This window comes from Chelativorans sp. AA-79 (genome assembly GCF_029457495.1).
In the GTDB taxonomy this organism is placed as follows: Bacteria; Pseudomonadota; Alphaproteobacteria; order Rhizobiales; family Rhizobiaceae; genus Chelativorans.
On sequence record NZ_CP120361.1, the window covers coordinates 944,386 to 960,835 of the forward strand.

Annotated in this window: 26 protein-coding genes and 1 tRNA gene; 15 read left to right on the forward strand and 12 right to left on the reverse strand. The window is 61.0% G+C overall.

Features of this window, described 5'->3' with window-relative positions:
- Positions 1-59: 59 nt before the first annotated feature.
- The 4 genes from PVE73_RS04830 to PVE73_RS04845 are packed head-to-tail and all read right to left on the reverse strand — an operon-like array spanning position 60 to position 3,931.
- Positions 60-1,442, reverse strand: coding sequence for a hypothetical protein (locus PVE73_RS04830; RefSeq protein WP_277365855.1), 1,383 nt, complete (start codon positions 1,440-1,442; stop codon positions 60-62).
- Positions 1,435-2,289, reverse strand: a complete 855-nt coding sequence (locus PVE73_RS04835) for an XkdF-like putative serine protease domain-containing protein (protein WP_277365856.1) — start codon at positions 2,287-2,289, stop codon at positions 1,435-1,437. The genes PVE73_RS04830 and PVE73_RS04835 overlap by 8 nt, the downstream gene beginning before the upstream one ends.
- Complete coding sequence (locus tag PVE73_RS04840) at positions 2,286-3,347, reverse strand: hypothetical protein (protein ID WP_277365857.1); 1,062 nt, start codon at positions 3,345-3,347, stop codon at positions 2,286-2,288. The genes PVE73_RS04835 and PVE73_RS04840 overlap by 4 nt, the downstream gene beginning before the upstream one ends.
- Positions 3,344-3,931, reverse strand: coding sequence for a helix-turn-helix transcriptional regulator (locus PVE73_RS04845; RefSeq protein ID WP_277365858.1), 588 nt, complete (start codon positions 3,929-3,931; stop codon positions 3,344-3,346). Before PVE73_RS04845 ends, PVE73_RS04840 begins: the two co-directional genes overlap by 4 nt.
- Positions 3,932-4,016: 85 nt before the next feature.
- Between PVE73_RS04845 and PVE73_RS04850 the strand changes: the two genes are divergently transcribed.
- Complete coding sequence (locus PVE73_RS04850; RefSeq protein ID WP_277365859.1) at positions 4,017-4,223, forward strand: hypothetical protein; 207 nt, start codon at positions 4,017-4,019, stop codon at positions 4,221-4,223.
- Here PVE73_RS04850 and PVE73_RS04855 read toward each other — a convergent pair.
- From PVE73_RS04855 to PVE73_RS04880, 6 genes are read right to left on the reverse strand one after another with little or no spacing between them, the layout of a single operon-like run.
- Positions 4,199-4,768 carry a DnaT-like ssDNA-binding protein gene (locus PVE73_RS04855; RefSeq protein ID WP_277365860.1) on the reverse strand — a complete coding sequence of 190 codons (570 nt, stop codon included), beginning with the start codon at positions 4,766-4,768 and terminating at the stop codon, positions 4,199-4,201. The two genes, PVE73_RS04850 and PVE73_RS04855, sit on opposite strands and share 25 nt — an antisense overlap.
- A 13-nt stretch (positions 4,769-4,781) precedes the next feature.
- A complete protein-coding gene (locus PVE73_RS04860; protein ID WP_277365861.1) occupies positions 4,782-5,426 on the reverse strand; it encodes a hypothetical protein in 645 nt (214 codons plus the stop codon).
- Positions 5,427-5,448: 22 nt separating this feature from the next.
- Positions 5,449-6,630: a head fiber protein gene (locus PVE73_RS04865; RefSeq protein ID WP_277365862.1), complete on the reverse strand. Its 1,182-nt coding sequence runs from the start codon at positions 6,628-6,630 to the stop codon at positions 5,449-5,451.
- A 9-nt stretch (positions 6,631-6,639) separates the two neighbouring features.
- A complete protein-coding gene (locus PVE73_RS04870) occupies positions 6,640-8,043 on the reverse strand; it encodes a hypothetical protein (RefSeq protein WP_277365863.1) in 1,404 nt (467 codons plus the stop codon).
- 11 nt (positions 8,044-8,054) lie between these two features.
- Positions 8,055-9,473 carry a phage terminase large subunit gene (terL, locus tag PVE73_RS04875; protein ID WP_277365864.1) on the reverse strand — a complete coding sequence of 473 codons (1,419 nt, stop codon included), beginning with the start codon at positions 9,471-9,473 and terminating at the stop codon, positions 8,055-8,057.
- Positions 9,460-9,924, reverse strand: a complete 465-nt coding sequence (locus tag PVE73_RS04880) for a DUF2280 domain-containing protein (RefSeq protein ID WP_277365865.1) — start codon at positions 9,922-9,924, stop codon at positions 9,460-9,462. Before PVE73_RS04880 ends, terL begins: the two co-directional genes overlap by 14 nt.
- Positions 9,925-10,193: 269 nt before the next feature.
- Here PVE73_RS04880 and PVE73_RS04885 point away from each other — a divergent pair, with 269 nt between their 5' ends.
- Positions 10,194-10,343, forward strand: coding sequence for a hypothetical protein (locus PVE73_RS04885; RefSeq protein WP_277365866.1), 150 nt, complete (start codon positions 10,194-10,196; stop codon positions 10,341-10,343).
- Positions 10,344-10,899: 556 nt separating this feature from the next.
- A tRNA-Leu gene (locus PVE73_RS04890) sits at positions 10,900-10,972 on the forward strand.
- A gap of 40 nt (positions 10,973-11,012) precedes the next feature.
- Here the strand turns inward: PVE73_RS04890 and PVE73_RS04895 are convergent.
- On the reverse strand, positions 11,013-11,246 hold the full coding sequence (locus PVE73_RS04895) for a hypothetical protein (RefSeq protein WP_277365867.1): 234 nt from the start codon (positions 11,244-11,246) through the stop codon (positions 11,013-11,015).
- 10 nt (positions 11,247-11,256) lie between these two features.
- Positions 11,257-11,886, reverse strand: coding sequence for a putative metallopeptidase (locus PVE73_RS04900; protein WP_277365868.1), 630 nt, complete (start codon positions 11,884-11,886; stop codon positions 11,257-11,259).
- An 83-nt stretch (positions 11,887-11,969) separates the two neighbouring features.
- Here PVE73_RS04900 and PVE73_RS04905 point away from each other — a divergent pair, with 83 nt between their 5' ends.
- From PVE73_RS04905 to PVE73_RS04960, 12 genes are all read left to right on the forward strand, one after another.
- The gene (locus tag PVE73_RS04905) at positions 11,970-12,095 is read left to right on the forward strand and encodes a hypothetical protein (protein WP_277365869.1); all 126 of its coding nucleotides are present in this window, start codon (positions 11,970-11,972) and stop codon (positions 12,093-12,095) included.
- Positions 12,095-12,322 (forward strand): hypothetical protein, encoded by a 228-nt coding sequence (locus PVE73_RS04910; RefSeq protein WP_277365870.1) that lies wholly within the window; start codon positions 12,095-12,097, stop codon positions 12,320-12,322. Before PVE73_RS04905 ends, PVE73_RS04910 begins: the two co-directional genes overlap by 1 nt.
- A gap of 45 nt (positions 12,323-12,367) precedes the next feature.
- Complete coding sequence (locus PVE73_RS04915; protein WP_277365871.1) at positions 12,368-12,679, forward strand: helix-turn-helix domain-containing protein; 312 nt, start codon at positions 12,368-12,370, stop codon at positions 12,677-12,679.
- A gap of 64 nt (positions 12,680-12,743) precedes the next feature.
- Complete coding sequence (locus tag PVE73_RS04920) at positions 12,744-13,481, forward strand: hypothetical protein (RefSeq protein ID WP_277365872.1); 738 nt, start codon at positions 12,744-12,746, stop codon at positions 13,479-13,481.
- A 102-nt stretch (positions 13,482-13,583) separates the two neighbouring features.
- Positions 13,584-13,946 (forward strand): hypothetical protein, encoded by a 363-nt coding sequence (locus tag PVE73_RS04925; protein ID WP_277365873.1) that lies wholly within the window; start codon positions 13,584-13,586, stop codon positions 13,944-13,946.
- 58 nt (positions 13,947-14,004) lie between these two features.
- A complete protein-coding gene (locus PVE73_RS04930; protein ID WP_277365874.1) occupies positions 14,005-14,304 on the forward strand; it encodes a hypothetical protein in 300 nt (99 codons plus the stop codon).
- A gap of 40 nt (positions 14,305-14,344) precedes the next feature.
- Entirely contained in the window at positions 14,345-14,578 is a 234-nt protein-coding gene (locus tag PVE73_RS04935) for a hypothetical protein (protein ID WP_277365875.1), read from the forward strand.
- A 70-nt stretch (positions 14,579-14,648) separates the two neighbouring features.
- Positions 14,649-14,999: a hypothetical protein gene (locus PVE73_RS04940; RefSeq protein ID WP_277365876.1), complete on the forward strand. Its 351-nt coding sequence runs from the start codon at positions 14,649-14,651 to the stop codon at positions 14,997-14,999.
- Between the two features lies 1 nt (position 15,000).
- The gene (locus PVE73_RS04945; protein ID WP_277365877.1) at positions 15,001-15,288 is read left to right on the forward strand and encodes a hypothetical protein; all 288 of its coding nucleotides are present in this window, start codon (positions 15,001-15,003) and stop codon (positions 15,286-15,288) included.
- Positions 15,281-15,523, forward strand: a complete 243-nt coding sequence (locus PVE73_RS04950; RefSeq protein WP_277365878.1) for a hypothetical protein — start codon at positions 15,281-15,283, stop codon at positions 15,521-15,523. The genes PVE73_RS04945 and PVE73_RS04950 overlap by 8 nt, the downstream gene beginning before the upstream one ends.
- Complete coding sequence (locus PVE73_RS04955) at positions 15,508-15,840, forward strand: hypothetical protein (RefSeq protein WP_277365879.1); 333 nt, start codon at positions 15,508-15,510, stop codon at positions 15,838-15,840. Before PVE73_RS04950 ends, PVE73_RS04955 begins: the two co-directional genes overlap by 16 nt.
- Positions 15,841-16,092: 252 nt before the next feature.
- Complete coding sequence (locus PVE73_RS04960) at positions 16,093-16,437, forward strand: hypothetical protein (protein ID WP_277365880.1); 345 nt, start codon at positions 16,093-16,095, stop codon at positions 16,435-16,437.
- Positions 16,438-16,450: the final 13 nt, after the last annotated feature.

Here is a 16,450-nt window from a genome sequence, read left to right on the forward strand (position 1 = left end):
TCTCCATCTGAGGGACGTGGCGCCTCACGGCGCGGAAGGTTGCGAGCAGTGACGGCGCCTTACTGGGGCGCCGAGACCGAGGGCGTGCCGATCTGGGCGTAGAGGTCAGGATTCTCCTCGCACGCCTTGGTGTAGGCCTTCTCGAAGGTGATATTCTCCGCCTTCTTGATCTCCTCGGCACGCTTTTGAAGCTGGCCTTCAGGGGTTTCGGCGCCGGCCGCATTGCCCGGCAGCGTGCCGATCATGCCGAAGCCGTTCTTGGCGAGCTTCTCAGCGGTCGAGAGGATGGTTTCCAGGTTCTTGCGAACCTCCTCATCCATGGTGCCCATCGCCTTCAGCACATTGGCCTTGGCTTCGACGGTGCCCGGCAGGTGGCCGAAGTCGTCAGAGGCGCGCTTCTTGAGCTCGGTCAGTTCGCGAGCCTCACGCTCGGCCTTGGCGACCTTGTCGGACTCGTCTGCACGCTTGGCCATCTCGACCAGGCGCGGATCATCCGACTTGCGGAATTCCATGCCGTCGGACGACTTGTAGACGACCGGATCGTCCTCGGCGCGCTTCTTCATCTTGGCCTTGCGATCGGCCGGCGACATGCGGAGGAATTCCTCCTTCTCGTCGTCGTCCATGTCATCGAGGTGCTCGCGCTCGGCCTTCGACATCTTCAGGACGTTCGAAAGCGTGGCGGTGAGATCGGCAACCTGCTTCTCCAGGTCGGCGACCTTCTTGACGTCGTCAGGCATGTTGGAACCCTTTCCTTTGCTGACGTGATCGCCGGCAGGGTCGCCGGCATTTGACCTCTTGCCGAGGTCGGTGAGGGCTTCCGCGATGTCCTCCTCGATCTTGGGCATCGTGTCGCGGATCTTGGTCATGAAGGCCTCGACGCTCTCGCGCATCGCCGTCTGCTTGGCGGTGCCGTCCATGCCGGTATCGCCGGCAATGGAGCGGAGCGAGTTGTCGAGGGCATTGATGACGGGGCCGGCCTCCTCCATCACCTCGTAATATCGGGCACTTTCGAGGGAGGCTTCGAGGAACTCGGAGAAGGGCTTCGCGCCTTCGGCCGGATCGATCCAGCGCTTTGCGATGGTGTCGATCGCCTCGGCGACCTTCTTCACTTCCCAATCCTCGGGAAGCATGTCCACGGCATCGAGGGCGCGAGCGCGGCGGATGATGTGGCGCTTGACGGCTTCCTTGTCGTCGGCGCGGCCATAGGCGCGGATGGCGTTTTCGAGGTCGGACCGGTTGATGATGGGATAGCTGCCATCCGGCATCGCCTCGCCGCGCTCGGCGGCCTGCTCGCGCTGTTCCTGGCTGAAATCGCGCTTCCAGTAGGGCTCGTCGCCCGTGTCGTCGCGCTTCATGATGGTCATCCTGGCGCCCTTTTGGGCAGGCCGGTCGACGGCGCTGATCTCCGAGATGGAGAAGTCTTCCATGATCCGCTTAGGCATCGGTCACCTCTCTGTCCTTGATGCGCCGGCCGCCGATGGAGAAGCCGGAGTATTCACCGGACTTGAACTTGGCCAGCATGGCCGGGCTGTCTGGTTTCATCGCGATCATGAGGCCGGTCTGGTTGGTCTCGATGCCCATGGCCTTTGCGATGTCCGCCGTCATGGGCCACGCAAAGACAACGCTTCCCTTCTCGCTGCCGGCATGCATTTCCTTGGCCATGCGGCTATTGGCCATGAAGTCGGCCGCTGCCTTCAGCATGGCGTCCTCGGGAATGTGGTCGCCCTGGCTGTCGAAATACTCATTGCCGTCCGCCTTGCAGACGATGGCCCAGCCGAAGACGAGCCCGAGGCTTTCATCGACCTTGAAGACCTGGGCATCGGTGGCGAACTCGGTTTTCATGACGTTGGTCTCCGGTTCGAGGTCCTTGAAGCGCACCTCGGCTTCCTCATCACCATTGAGCCACGCCGCGGTGAGCCGGTGGTGGCCGTCTGCGATCCAGAGCCGGCCGTTGATCTTGACGACGACCGGGAGCTTGCCGCCTTCGGCGCCCTTCTCGGCGATCGCCTTGACCTTGGCCGTGTCGACCCGGTTTTGCATCGCGGTGAGTTCGTCGAGCTTCACGGACGTGGCCGGCAGCTTGTCGGAATCGGTCAGTGCGCCAAAGAAGCGCGGCACCTGATCTTCGCGCAGGGAGCCGAGCACGTTGCCGTCGTAACTGAACGGCGTCTTTGATCGCTCATCATCGAGCGGCTCCAGAGATCGCTTCGCCAAGGCTGTCTTCTTGGGCTTCTTGCCCTTCCACTCGGTGCTGTCGACATGGACGTCGCTCGCGCCCGGTTGGCTCATGTCGCGTTCCTCTCGGGCTTGCGGATGCGGAAGATCTGGTTGCACCTGCACCGGATTCGCTCCGAAGCGGGGCCTTTCGGATCATGAGGGCGCATCATTTTCACGCCATTGCCGGTGATGAATGGTGCCTCGCGACCCTGCACCCGACTGACCTGCATGTGTCCATGGCTCCAGCGCTCGCGACCGTCCCGGTTCACTCGCCACTCGCGTTCTATCTGATCGTCGGGGATGCCGATCTGCTCCGTGATCTGGTCGAAGCCTTCTTGGCGTGCCGCGCTGATAGCATTGCCAGTTTCGGTGATGGCGATGGTCTCGGCGCGAAAAGCGATGTAGCGCTGGCGATAGCGCTCCACCATTCTGTCGATTTGCTCAGGTGTGAGCGGCTTGTCTTCCCGGCGCGCCCGCTGCAATGTGGGATCAAACCGACGGTCGCGGAGATCGTAATCGAATGCCGCGTCATAGACTGCCACGCGTTGACCGCCCTCTAAGACGCGCCGATACCGGTCGACCGTCTCAAGCTGCTCTGTCGTGAGCCCAATGGCATTGCGGAACTGCCGCGCCATGTCTCGCGGCCCAGCACCGTCCATGAGCCCTTGCGTGATCGCTTGGCGGATTGCCTCGCGCTGGCTTTGCGTCATCTCGCGGATGAACTGGAGCTGTGCATCACGCATCAGCGCGGCGGCGCGCTCGTTCGTCGGATCGAAGGCAATTCCGGTCGAGGGTGCCCATGCCCGAACCTGAGAGGCGAGGGCGCTTACTTCCTCCCGCGCCGCGATGAGGAAGACTTCCGACACGACCGGCGCCATGCGCGCGACATAACGATCCACGACCTGCAACGCAGCCTCGATATCGCCGCGGCCCAGCAATTCGGCCACATCGCGCAGCACGTCAGGTGACTGGACGGCCCTCACGAAGTCGAGGAACGCACGCTTAACCGAGCGCTCCAGCCTTTGCACAAGGCGCTCGATGCGCAGCTGCTCATCCGACGCCGCCTTGCAAAACAAATCAGGCGCCTTTACGGGCGCCTGATAAGGACCAAAGAGAGCCTGAATATTCAAGTGAGCCACTTCCATCGAAGGCGGCGCTGTATTTGGCTTATTGTGGTAGGTGACACGCCAAACATCTCGGCGAGATCACGCTGATGCATCTTACCTCTCAATGCCCGTATCTGCCGGACATCGTGCTCTGTAAGCTTTGATAAGCCATGCTGTTTGCCGCGGTTATGGGTGCCGTGAGTTAGCTTGTCGCTTTGGTTTTCCGTTCTGGTTTTCCAGATGATGTGCGCCTGTGTCACACAGCCGAGATTGCCACATCCACATTCATGCGCGGCTTCATGCTGCGGCGTTGGCGGAGGGCCGTTGACCTCTTCACAGATGAGCCGGGAAACAACTCTATCTCGGCCATTCCGTCGAAGCTTCCCATATCCATGCCGATCCCGACCATAAGGCCAAATTAGGCATTCATCGCCTTTGTAGGAAAGGACGACTTCTCGAAAAAAGCGCTCAGGTTCACCATTGAATGTCTCACGGCCACCCAGTGGATCGCCATGCACGCGCCAGCGGTCATAGTGCATGCTGCACCAGCCACGGGCCTTCGGTGCCTTGTCGCATCCCGGAATCTTGCATATACGAATAGCAGCCACTCGAACCTCCTGCGTTCGGGCTTGGTCAGGGCCGGAGCAGGCGTTGGCGCGCCGCTTCGGTCCGCTGAATATAGGATGCAAATCCTTGAGTGAAAAGCAAAAAGCTTACGATCCGCGTGACCGCGAGCAGAAGCTCCACGACCGTTCGACGTGGAAAGAGACGGAAAACCTGGCGCTGATCAAAGCGTCGAAGAAAGCTTGGTGGCGCCCGGATTACTGGAAGGGCGTGGCGATGCTGGCCGATCTGTGGGACGAGGAGCAGCGCGATCAGACGCCGCGCGACACCCCATAGTCCGGATCACTGAACGGGCTTTCCCGGCTCGTGCCGCTGGCGAATGCTCCGACCAATGAGCCGCTGTCGCCTGACACTGCGAGGCAATCCGCGAGCGGCGCAAAGATGCCCCATATTGTCGAGGCATTCGACTGCGACGGCAAGATACCCGTGTTGAAATACTCGATCTCGACCGAGCCGGCCTTGAGGCGTTTCGTGCCGCCTTGCGATGAAGACGCGCCGCCGGCAAGTTCCGGGTTCTGGCTGATCGCGAACGCCAACCGGATATTCACAATCGGAAGAGCTGCGGGGAGAACGCTCGGGTCTTCTTGACAGGTGCGAGGAAACTCACGGGCATTGTCCGGGTCAGTCTTGCTGCCTTTCCATGCCTGACTGTCAATGACGAGAACGCCGGACACTATCGTGCGGCCCTTCTGGTCATCTGACATCGCATTCCACGCATCGGCATCAATGGTGCCATTCATGAACGTGTCAGCCGTCGCAAGGTCGATGTATACGGGATAATCCGTGCCGTCGATGGTGACCTGCGGATAGGAGAAGGCCATGTCCGCTCTCCGATCAACTTAGCTCGATTGCGGTGATAACGCCGCCGGCAACGGTCAAGGTCGCGGTGGTCGTGTATGTCCCGGTGACAGGAACAGTCAGGGCCTGCGCATCGCTCACGATAGCATCGGTGGCGTTGACCAGCGGGAAGTTCTGCCAGTTGCCCTGATCGACGGCGACGGTCGCACCGGCTGTCTTGCCGCCCTGGTCGACGATCGTGATCGGCGCGGCATGAATGGCGATTTTCGTGGTTGCGTTGGCGAGCTGGACGTTCCCGGCGTTGCTGCTCACGCGCCCCACACCAGCCACCTGGCCAGCGCCCGCGCCGAAGTCGAGCACATCTATGTCGTCTACGCCGTCCTGCATCACGGCATAGTTCGCCGGCAGCGTCACGCCATGGAACGCAGCAGGATCACCCGATACCTCGACCGCACCCGTTGCCAGTGTCGAGTTGCCGGTCGCGTCGAGAACATTCGCCGCCTGCCCATCCGTGACGATGGCGCCATCAGCGGGTATGGTCGTGACGCCTTTCTCGGCGATATGCTTGGCCCAAGGTCCGTCACCGTCCATGGCCTGAAGCGCCTGGGCGATCCGGCGCTTCCATGAGCCCGAGCCCTCGACGCCCAATTGCTGGGCTATGTCGCGCCACCAGCTTGCCATCGTCAGCTCCAGTCGGTGATGATCATGTCGCTATCAGTCCTGCCGCGCGAAGTTTGGCGAGCAGCGCATTGAAATCAGCAACCAGACCGGCAATGTCGGTGGCTGTACTATCGGCCTGTGCAGCGGCTTGCGGAAGACTGCTCCACGAAGGTGCGGCCCCGTTGCCTCCAGACGTGAGGACCTGTCCTGCCGTGCCTGCGCTGGGTGAAGAGCCGACAGAGAAAGCGCCGGTAATGGAAAAGCCACCCGTGTGTTGCCATGCACCGCTGCCGCTGTTGGAAGCAATCGCAGTGACAGCGGCGGCGCTTCTGGTCACGGAGAGAACATTGTGGGACGTTGAGCCGTCATCGCTTATGGCGCGCAGGTTGAGCGTATTCGCCGCGCTGCCATCGAGGTCCCACCGACCGGAATCCGTCGCGGCATTCCCCTTTGAGACCTCGATACGCGGAGTATTCGACCAAGCCGTGATGCTTCCCTGCGCCGCCGTGGCTTCAGCCTGGGAGACGACGAGAGGATTGACGACGAACACGCCGCCGTCCGATTCCCACAGCGTCATCAAATCACTGCCGTCGTCATTCAGCAGTTTGGCAAAGACGCGCTGCCGGTTGCCGTCATATACAAGGGTAAAGCGATGAGTGTTGCTGACCCCGGCTGTGTCATAGAAATCGACTGCCGGAAGGGCAGATCGGACTTGAAAGCCCGGTTCTGTCGCAGAAGAAGGACCGGAGAAAATGTGCTTGCCGGTCCACGTCGGGGCAATTCCCTGATCGAGCGCCGGAGCGCCATCAGAGCGCATGAACGTATTTGCCGCTCCGTTCTTGGCCACGAGGCCAATGGTTGCCGAAGGATTGGCGGCCCCGGCCCCGAACTCTCCTGTATCAGTCCAGTTTGAAAGCGTGCTCGCCGGCTCCTGCCGCAGATAGAACATATGCGGCGGCGTGAAATCGGTGCGAATGCAGACCGCCGGCGCGCCGACAATCAACGCTAACATCTCCGCCTCGGTGGCGGCCTCGGCAGTCTCGTGCTGGAGAGGCGGCAACTGGTCGGCCGAAAGCTTTTCATCCCCGTCCAGAGTCGCAACGCCACCCGCCGCGCCTTTCTCGGAAAGCGGGATAAACTCGCCCTCTCCCGGATCATAAGGCGCGCCGTCTTCGGTATAGAAGCCCGGCGCCATCACGGGCCGCGTGAATTTCTTGAAACCCATCGTAGTCTCCTATGCGGGCCTGCCTTCGAGCAAATCGCCGCCGGCATCTTCAGGTGGCGCGGAAAGGCCAAGCATTTCATAGACCTCGGCAACGGCCGGATCGGATGGAGTAAGAACAGCGCCCGCCGTCGCCATGTCGCGCAGCGTGGACGCCACCTCCTGCACCGACATGAAGCTCACGTCCTCGGGCTCCAGCGTCGGCTTGAGCCGATCGTCGAAGCCGTTGAGCGACCAGATGCCACCGACCAGATCGCGGCCGTACATCTCGCCCATGTCCGCAAGCATGCCGTTGACCTGCAGGTACAGGTTCCGGCTCTTGTCCTCGCTCAGGGCGCGGGATCCGGAAGTCTGGCCGACAAGCAACTGCTCCACGCCCATGATGCGGGCGAGCTCCCAGTTGGTGCGCTCGATCGCGGCGCCGAGATGCTCGATGCCGGTGGAATTGCCCTGCAGCAACTCCATGCCCCAACGAAGTGCGCTCGCCCATGAATAGCCGTCGGCCTGGATGTTCTTGAACGGCGTCGAGTCGAGCAGCAGCCCCGTGTTCACGTCCTTGGCCTGCGTCTGGACGAAGTTGCGCATCGCCATGATGGCCATGTCGACCTGCTGCGCGAATTCCTTGTCGTCGGGCCGCTCGCGCTTGGCCTGCTCGAGCTCGGCGATGGGAGCGCGGCCGATTGGAGTGCCCCTTAGATCGCGGTCGAAGCCGATGCCTTCGATCTTGAGATACTCCTTCAGCCGCTCGGCCGGCTCCGCGACCTGGCGAAGGATGCCGAGCCCCTCGGGGCTGTCGGTCAGGGTGTCGTCGACGAGGTAGACGAACTTCCAGCGCGGGATATAGAACAATTCGCCGGTCTGCGGCGAGCGCTGCACCACGCCGCGCACGCGGCCGGTCGCCGGATCAATGTCCCACTGCCAGATGGTATGCTGTGGCCGCGCCTCGATGTTCTCGATGCCGATGAGGCCGTCTTCCCGCTTCTTGGCCTGCCACTCCTGAATGGAGAAGCCATAGAAGCGGTACATGCCGGAGCGCTTGACGACGCGGCGCCAGGACACGTCCATGTCGGCCAGAATTTTCTCGACGAACTCGGCCGCGGCCTTTGCCTCATCAGAGGATTCGCCGTCGGGAAGGTCCTGCGCCGGGCTCACGGTCCATGTGGGCTTGGTGGCGAGGCCGAGGAAATACCGGATGCCGGCCGCCACGATGGACGTGTTGACCATGATATCCGAGAAGGTGATGTAGCGGTTGTAGCCCGAAACCGCCGGGTTCTTCTCGATGTTCTGGACGAAGCCGCCGTAGACCGCGGTGCCGCTGACACCTGCTTCCTTGTAGGGACTGACGCGCTGGCTGGGCTTCTCACCTCCGGCGAGGCCAAGTCCGCTCAGCATGCCGGTGAGCCAGGTTTTCGCCATGAGGGAGGAGCCTAATTTGTGATCGGGATTGCGACGGGAGCGCCGATGCCGGAGAAGCCGTCCTTGCGCTCGACGAGCGTGTTGAACGCGCGGCTCGTGCTGTCGGCATCGTCGTCGTGGGCGGCCTCGGGAAATCCTTCCAGCTCGGTGAACCAGATTTCATTCCATGAACCGCGAAGCACGAGCACGTTTCCAGCCTCGGCCTGGGCTGAAAATGCCTTGAAGCGCGTGATCTTGTCGCCAGTCTCGGGAGAGAACCGCACATCATAGCCGGCGAGCTTCGAGGCCATGTAGGACTTCTGCCACTTGCCGGCCTGCGCCGGGTCCTGGGGTAACGAGATGCGAACGAGCCTACCATCGGCAGAGGCCGTGTTCGTCACCATCTTTTCCGTGCCCTGCGGGCTGAGGCGGTCACGGCGGTGGTCGGCGACGATATAGCGGCCGTCCGAAAGCTTGCCGATCTTGGTGCCTGCGGTCCAGTCCGGGTCGTTCTCTTCCGTCTTCGGTGTGCCGCCCAAATCCCAGCCGCGCACCCATTGGAGGACCTGAGCCGGGATAGCGTCGACCACCTCGCACCAGGAGCGCTGGAAGAAGAGGCCGGCGGCAGGCCTGATCTTCCAGTTGCCGCCCAGCAAGCGCTCGCGCTCCACCGTGGGGAGTGCCAACAGGTTCGCCATGTAGCCCGGATCGGCTTGCATGAGCGCTTTGTTGTCGGTCAGCTTCGCCGGGATGAAGGTGACGGACTTGGGCGGGATCGGCTCGCCGGTGGACGGGTCCTTGTATTCGGCAAGGTCTTCGGGCCGATCGGCCCAGACGATGGCATCCCCGATGCGAACGAACCAGCGCAGCTTTCCGGCGCGCTCCGGGATGGCGTAGCCCGTGTCCTGATCGATCCACCACGAGATGAACTCGGCGACCCAGGAATCGGCATCGGGGTTGCACGTCGCCCGGATATAAGGCTTCACGCCGCACATGGAGCGGTTGCGCGAAACCATGTACCAGAACTGCTTCGCGCTGAAATGCGTCAGCTCGTCGAAGCAGATGAGCGGGATCTGCGCGCCCTGCCAGTTGAGCACGGTCTTGTCGTGCTCGAGGTGGGCGAAGGAGACCGTAGCGCCGGAGGGGAAGTTCCACTCCAGCACGTGCTCTTTCGGCTGGCCGCCGGCGGAAGGATAAACCTTCTCGCTTTCGTCCCACAATCCGCCCTCGTTTCGGACCTGGACCGTGGTGCGCCGGAAGAACACGGCGCCGAACTCGCCGTTCCTCAGGACATGACGCATGGGCTCCATGAGGAGCGCCCATGTCTTGCCCCCGCCCGCCGCGCCGCCGTAAATCGCGATATCGGCCGGCGATGCGAGGAAGGCTGATTGCGGGCCTTCCTGAGGGCGAATGATCCTCGGCTTGCCCTCCGCCGCGCTAATCCCTGCCATTGTCCGGAAGCTGGAAGAACGTCACTTGGGCCGGCACGGCCGGCAAGTCCTTCCCGTCCTTTCCGGTCAGTTCACGCCGGTTGGTGTAGGCGTTTCCCATTTCCTCGGCGGCCTGCTTGAGCAACTGCGCAACCATCGCACTGTTGCCGCGCTTCTCGTTGAGCGCGATCTGGGTTTCGAGCTTGCGGAGACGAACGGCCCGATGGCTCACACCGATCTTGCTTGTGTCTTCGAGGAAGGCTTTCCGCGTCTCCTCGAAAAGGGTCCGATACTTCTGGGAAAGGTGCTGCCCGGCCTTCTTGGTCGGATCGTATTTCTCGACCTGCTGCCGGGTGACCTGAACTCCCAATTCCTTCATTGCGGCATCCGCAACGACAGAAGGCGAATCGAAGCACGCGAGGGCCTGCACGATGAAGGTCTTCACCTCATCGGATAATCCCTTGCGTGGCATGAACAGTCTACCTTGTGTCTACTTATTGCCCATTGAGTACAGCGCGTCTCAGCACCGCCTCGAGGAAGAGAAGCGAGCCACTATCGCGCGGGTTGACGATCAGAGCGCCCATTTCGGTCTCTTTCCGTACTGTGTTGCAATCTCATTCCTGAATACGCCACAGCGTGAGAATGTCGCCGGTATCTGGCCGGTGGGCAGTTGGCATTTTCGGGAATGGTTTTCTACTCCCCGATCCGTCTCCACCTGCGCCCGCAAGTGCGGCATTCGATATGCGCGACCTTCAGGCCGGCGCGATCGCGGAAGAGATCAACGTCTTCCCCGTCCACAGTGCATTCCTCTTTCTCGCATATGCCGGGATACTGACGGCCAGCGTAGATCACTGCGTCGAGATCGGCGCGGGTGCTGATGTTGCGCAATGAGCTAAACCTTTGCGGAGATTGCCCAAAGAGGCGAAACGCCCGGATAATCCGGTATTCAAGGTCAGGACGGGCAGGGCGCAACTCCTGTGGCGTGTCTCTAACCGTCATCTCTAACGGCAGATAGCCGCGCGGTCAGCTCTCCGCGCCGCCGTCCTGATCTGGTAGCCCGTTCGGGCGAAACTGCGGGGCTTGTGGCCGCAAGGTTTAGCGCGCCGTATCCCCGACCTGCACTACTGCCTCCCCTGACAGACACGGCAGGAATGCCATCAGGATCACAGGCCTGGTGTGCCTACTCGCCCCGAAGGGCTTTCGGCGGGTGCAATTGGTGGGGCCTCGGGTTCTCCCGGATCAAGAGCAATCCCTTGGCCCATCAGCACATCCCCGTCCGACCGGATTCTTTCACCGGGAGGCGTGCCGATCTGGTTGCAGGCCAGCGAGTCGAACGCTGTCTTCCCGGCTTATGAGACCGAGCGGGCTCCGAGCCTGCCTGCTGAAACTGTTGCAACCGATGCAGCTTTCTGCCACTATCATAGGTGGCAGGCCAAGCCTGTCATTTCAGAGTGTAGCGCAGCGGTTAGCGCACCTGATTTAGGTTCAGGGGGTCGTGGGTTCGAATCCCACCGCTCCTGACCTACGCCGCCCTCAACATGCAGGTGCCGCACGTGAGCACTATTGGCCGAAGGGCTTCGCCTTCCTTGCAATCACAAGCGCCTGCTCGCCTGCATCGCCTTCGGCAAGATCGTACTCGCCCTGCCAATACTCTCCATCATCTCGGTCGGCCGGAGTGACGCGAGCGATTGCTATCGACGACGGGGATTCATATCCGTCCTCATAGGCGTCGACCAGAACCGGCAATGATGGATCGACTTTGCTTAACTGCTCAATGAGTTCGCCTACAGTCATGCGATTCTCCCTATGCAGCCCTGAGCATGCATGTCCCACATGCCTGTGCAATCCGAACATTAGCGATTTCAGGCCCGGCATTGGCAGCATCGACGAACTCACGGACATGAGCCGCATCCGCGCCATAGCGGCGCACGATGCTGGTGAATTCCTGAACGTCGTGGGGCCTTATGGCGAAGGCTGGCCTTCCGTCCTGTCGGAACTTCGGAGCGCCAAATTTGTCTTTTTCCTGACCCGCATGCAGAAGTTCGTGTTCGCAGAGCGCAGCCCATTCCGCATCACTGCACTGCTCGGAATAATGTGCATCGAAAGTCAGGACGAAATCAGGAATCTCCCCGAACCATCCAAGCAACTGCATTTCCGCCCGCGCCTTTGGCCACTTGCCCATCATGGCTCTGGGCTGTCCCAACTCGCACTGACCGACGATGGTGCGGCCTTGTCGAGAATTGCCGACATTGGTCCATAGCGCGCCGATCGAGGCAAAGTTCAGGTGCGCGTGTTCTTCGTTATAGAGCGGAGCACCTTCCTCGATGAACGAGGCCCGCGCCCACTCGATGATTTCGGGCGCAGGCACGAATAGCGGCTCGCCGACGGTTTCGAGGAGCGATTCCGGCGGACGTGGGCGCAACAAATCAGCCATCGGAGCCACATTCCTGTTGAAGCATGGTGCGCAGCAGTGTAGCGTAAATTGCATCAATCGTGCAACAGAAAGGGAGCAATCTGATGCGCGCCACCCTCAACTATCCCCGGATCGCCGTCGTGCTCTTTTGCGTCGCCGTCTGGGCTTATCTCGCGGCCACGGGCGAAATCGTTCCCGCGTTCCTGCGCGGTCTCGGAGTGATGCAGTGATGCGCGAGTACGAAACGGTCGTCGACCTCATCCGCCGCGCCATTCCCATCATCGAGGAAGAGCGCCAATGCCTGTTCGAAGGGCATCAGGTCAACGGAAAGCTCGTCATCACCGATGAGATTGACCGGAACGTCGCCGACGCCATCGCATCAATGGACGCGTGGCTCGAAGAAGCTCGGTTGATTGTCGGGGATGCCTCTACTCACACTGAGGTTAAGGCTAATTGATTCTGTACCTTACCCCCCGGGTTTAGGTCAAGAGGAATATCAGAAATGAGCAAAAAGGGGAGATGGATCCGCCCAGGTTTCGACCTTTGGAAAAAGCTTGACCCGAAAAAGGTGGCACGCGCTCTCTATCTTGCGGGCGGCAACAAGGCCGAAGCTGCACGCGAGCTAGGCATCCACAGATCCAATCTCTACGAATTCCTAAAGCACCACCCGCAGGTCAACAAGATGCTCAAGCAATGGCGCGATGAGGAGATTAGTCGCCGCAGCGAAACGCCACACGATCAACTTTCTGCAACTCGCGTTTGGTCGCAACTTGAGACCATGAACGATGGCGTTCCGCGAAAAGTGAGAGGCTGAATAGATGCCCAGGGCGCAGAAGAAATCCGCTTTCCAGATCGAGCAGGAGCGCGAGAGCGAACTTGTGGCGCGCCTGCGCGAAACATTGCCCACCGATGAAGAAGGCATTGTGGAGGAGGCTGGACGCTCGCTCGAACGGTATCACGATGCAGCCTTGGCAAACGATGTGGACGGCCAAGGGCGCGAAGTGACGCGCCTCAACGCCCTCATCGCCAACGTCTGGCAGTCGCCTCCCGGCGAACGCTACCGCGGCAGTGAACGTTTCGATTGCTGGCACAGCGCGGCTGACTGGCTCCTCGACCAGACCGCGGCGCGCGACGGCGATGTTCCGATGTACGGCCAGCGCGGGCGCTTCGTGCTGGAGATCGCAGGGTGCAGGACCGACTTCCGCTATGATGGCATCTTCGGCATATGTGGCGGCGGAGCGCATGTGATCGACCTCGACCGTCCGTTCTACTCCGAGACCGGATTCCGCTCTTTTCAAGTGTGCCCGCATCACCGCATCCTCTGCACCGGAGGAATCGACGTCGATGACTACATGGCCCGCGTCTGCGAGGCGCAGCTGCGCTCCGCGCAGGGCATCAAGGGCGACAGACCCATAAAGCTCCACGAACCTCCCTTCGGCCCCCTCTATTGGCGCGGCAATCAGAAGTTCGGGCCGGATGATGGCTGGATCCGGGAACGTCGCAACGCTGATCCGGCATGGCGCCGAGGAGGTTTCCTCGCGGAGCTGCCCGACATCTTCGTCAACGGCATCGGGGTAAAGGTCGAGGCTTCCGGGCAGATGGCACTTGTCTTGTGATATCCTACTTGACGCATTTAATGCATCAGTATAGCGTAATGTGCATCAGATGAATTGCCGGGCATGATCTGCCACACGGTGAGACATGGAAGGAGGGATGAGATGGCGACCTTGGGATACCTTCTGCACTTCGCGAATTTTGGAGACAACCGCCTCGGGCCGTACCTCGCTGATCTTGTGGCTAGGGTTCACGGGGACGAGCGGCCCGAGGCGATCCGGGGCGTCAGCAGATCTCTGAAATATATCGGTAGTTCCGCCGTTTCTAAGTTCTTCAGTGATCAGGAGAGGCCGGCAGTCTTCACTGCCCCCGAGTACCACTCCGAGCTTGAAGACATCAGCCATGCCGCATTCGACCTCATGAGCGTCGAAGCTGCACGAGACCTGAATAAGCGCCTCGACCGGATCTCTGTGGCTCTGTGGTCGCACGCCTCCGAGGCTGCATCGGTGCGCACTGAGGCCGCCTGAACCCGCCTCCCGGCCTCACGGGGCCGGCTTCCAACACTTCCGATACGGAGAGATGAAGATGGCACTGATCGGCATTCGCGCATTCGTCTCCTGCGACGGCTGCAACACGAAGATGACATTCGACCTCGACGCTGCCGACGAACGCCCGCGCGATTGGAGTTGGTATGACCTCGTTGTCGATCATGCTCGCGGCTTCGGCCCACGTGAGGGCGGATTCTCGTCAGTCCAAGGCGAGAGTGACAAGGTTCTCTGTCCTGCTTGCACCAAGACCGTTGACGATTTCGTCACCGAAGACCGGAACGCCACCGACGCGGAGATAACGGAAGCCTTGGAGCAAGAGCTTTTCCCGAACGGCTAACCCTTCCCCCACCCAGGCCCCGGTGAACAGAGAGGATGAGATGGCGACAGAAACCCGCATGATCTGCTGCCCAAACTGTGGCGGCGATGGAGGCTGGGATGGCGAGTTCTCGCCGGTTCACTACGGCCACTGGACAGCGTGCACCTATTGCGAGGGGACCGGCAACATCGAAGTCGATGTCGAGCCGATAACGGCAGATGACCTAGACGCCGCCCGCGCATCCTTCCGCACCCCCATACGCTCTCAACCAGCAACGGAGAAGCCCATGGCCTGATGCACGAGTCGTTACCCTCGTTGATAGCGGCGAGCCTTCGGGCTCGTCGCGCTGCCCCAGGATTCCATGCATGAGCGAGCAACCGAAAGTCCATTGGACCGCCGAAGAGAACGGCAACTACAACCCTCCCTGGGTTCTCCGGTACGACCCGACGCCGGGAGGCATCCGCAATGAGGATGGCACGACAACACATCAAGTGACCTTTCCTGCGCTCCAGATCACGGATTGGGTCGCGGAGAAGGAAAAGGCGGCGCAGGGCCTCGCACGGCAACTGAACGCCTTCCCTGCCGTGCTCGACGCGCTCAAGGATTTCGTCACCGAGATCCGCGCCTATCAATCCCCGGAATGCGAAGAATGCGAGATCATCGGGCCGCTCCTGCGTGCCGCTGACGCTGCGATCGCGCTGGCGGAGGGCCGCTGACATGCAGCCGAGATTCGATGAGCGCCGCTCCGTCTACCGCGATTGCCGGTGGTGCTACGGCAAAGGCTGCCTCTACTGCGAAGCGGAGGCGAATGCCGAATACAAGCGCCAGTTCCCCGATGGTTCCAAGCCAATCGCGACCTTCGACATGACGACGCCGGAGGGTCGCGAAGCCGCAAAGAAGGCAATCGGCCGAGAGGCGATCGAAAAGGCATTCGGCGCAGGCGGCGGCGGTATTGCTGAGATTCTGGAGAACATTGCGAAAGCGAAAGGAGGGGATGATGGCTGAGCCGATTTTCTTCTCCGAAAAGCTCGCCCGCGCCATCGAGGGCAAACAGCCTGGCGAGCAGCTCGACATCATCGCCGGGATGATTGCCGAAGCGGAGGCACAGAAAGCCGTCGGCTATGGTCCGCCCCGGTCGGACATCTATGCCGCGCGCCGGAAGTGGCTCGCCATCTATGACGCCCATCTGGCGCCGGTCACCATCACCTCAAAGGACAAAGAGTCATGCGTTTCATCCTGATCATGCCCGAGCACCGGAAAGCCTTCGATTGCCAGCAACCGGTCCAAATCGACGAGGCGTTCATCTGCAAAGTGCTCCGGTGCGACATGGCCCATGCCGTCGCTTTGGGCGATGACGTGGATCTGTGGCTTTCATCGCAGCCCAAGAACGCATCATTCTCGATCGACGGGCATCCGCATCCCTATCATGGGCGAGGCTTCATTTGCGGCCGGTCCAGGCTCGACGACTGCAAGGGCTTGCCCTTGCGATATTCGCTGGAGTGGATCGTGCCGAAGCTGCATTTCCCGCAGGCGTTGGCGTTCAGGAAGGCGGCGTAACGGGCCACTGAACAAAACGTGATCGGATAAGCCCTGTGGAATACGGGTGGAGCAGTTCAGCCTGCTTGCAACCAAGGATCGATTGTCTTCGAATTGAAAACGGCGGTGGACCGATTCTCCCCAGAATGCCACCGCCGTTTTGTCAACCAAGCCACAGGACGGCTCGGATTCGGATCATGAAGACGACGAATAGAGTAGTTCATCGGATGCATGCGTCAAGCTTTCCTGTGGCATTCATACAGGAAAAATGAAATGACCATCCAGAAGCCCATCATCGTGCGGTGGACCGGCAAAAGCGGTCACTCTTACGATTTCCATCTCGATCCCATCGGAACACCCTTCAAGGACAGGCCCGGCGTCTATATCGCCTGCAAGCTTGCTAGGAATGGGAACTGGGACGCCATCTACATTGGCGAGACCGAGAGCTTTCAACAGCGGCTCTCGGTGAATTTGCTGACGCACCACAAATGGGCGAGCATGATCGCTGCCGGGGCAACGCACTTCTGCACGCTCCATGTTCCCGGGGTGCTTTGGGTGCGTGAAGGTATCGAAACCGACCTGCGCCGGAACATCCCGACGCCCTGCAACGACCAGTAGGGCGTAGCGGCGG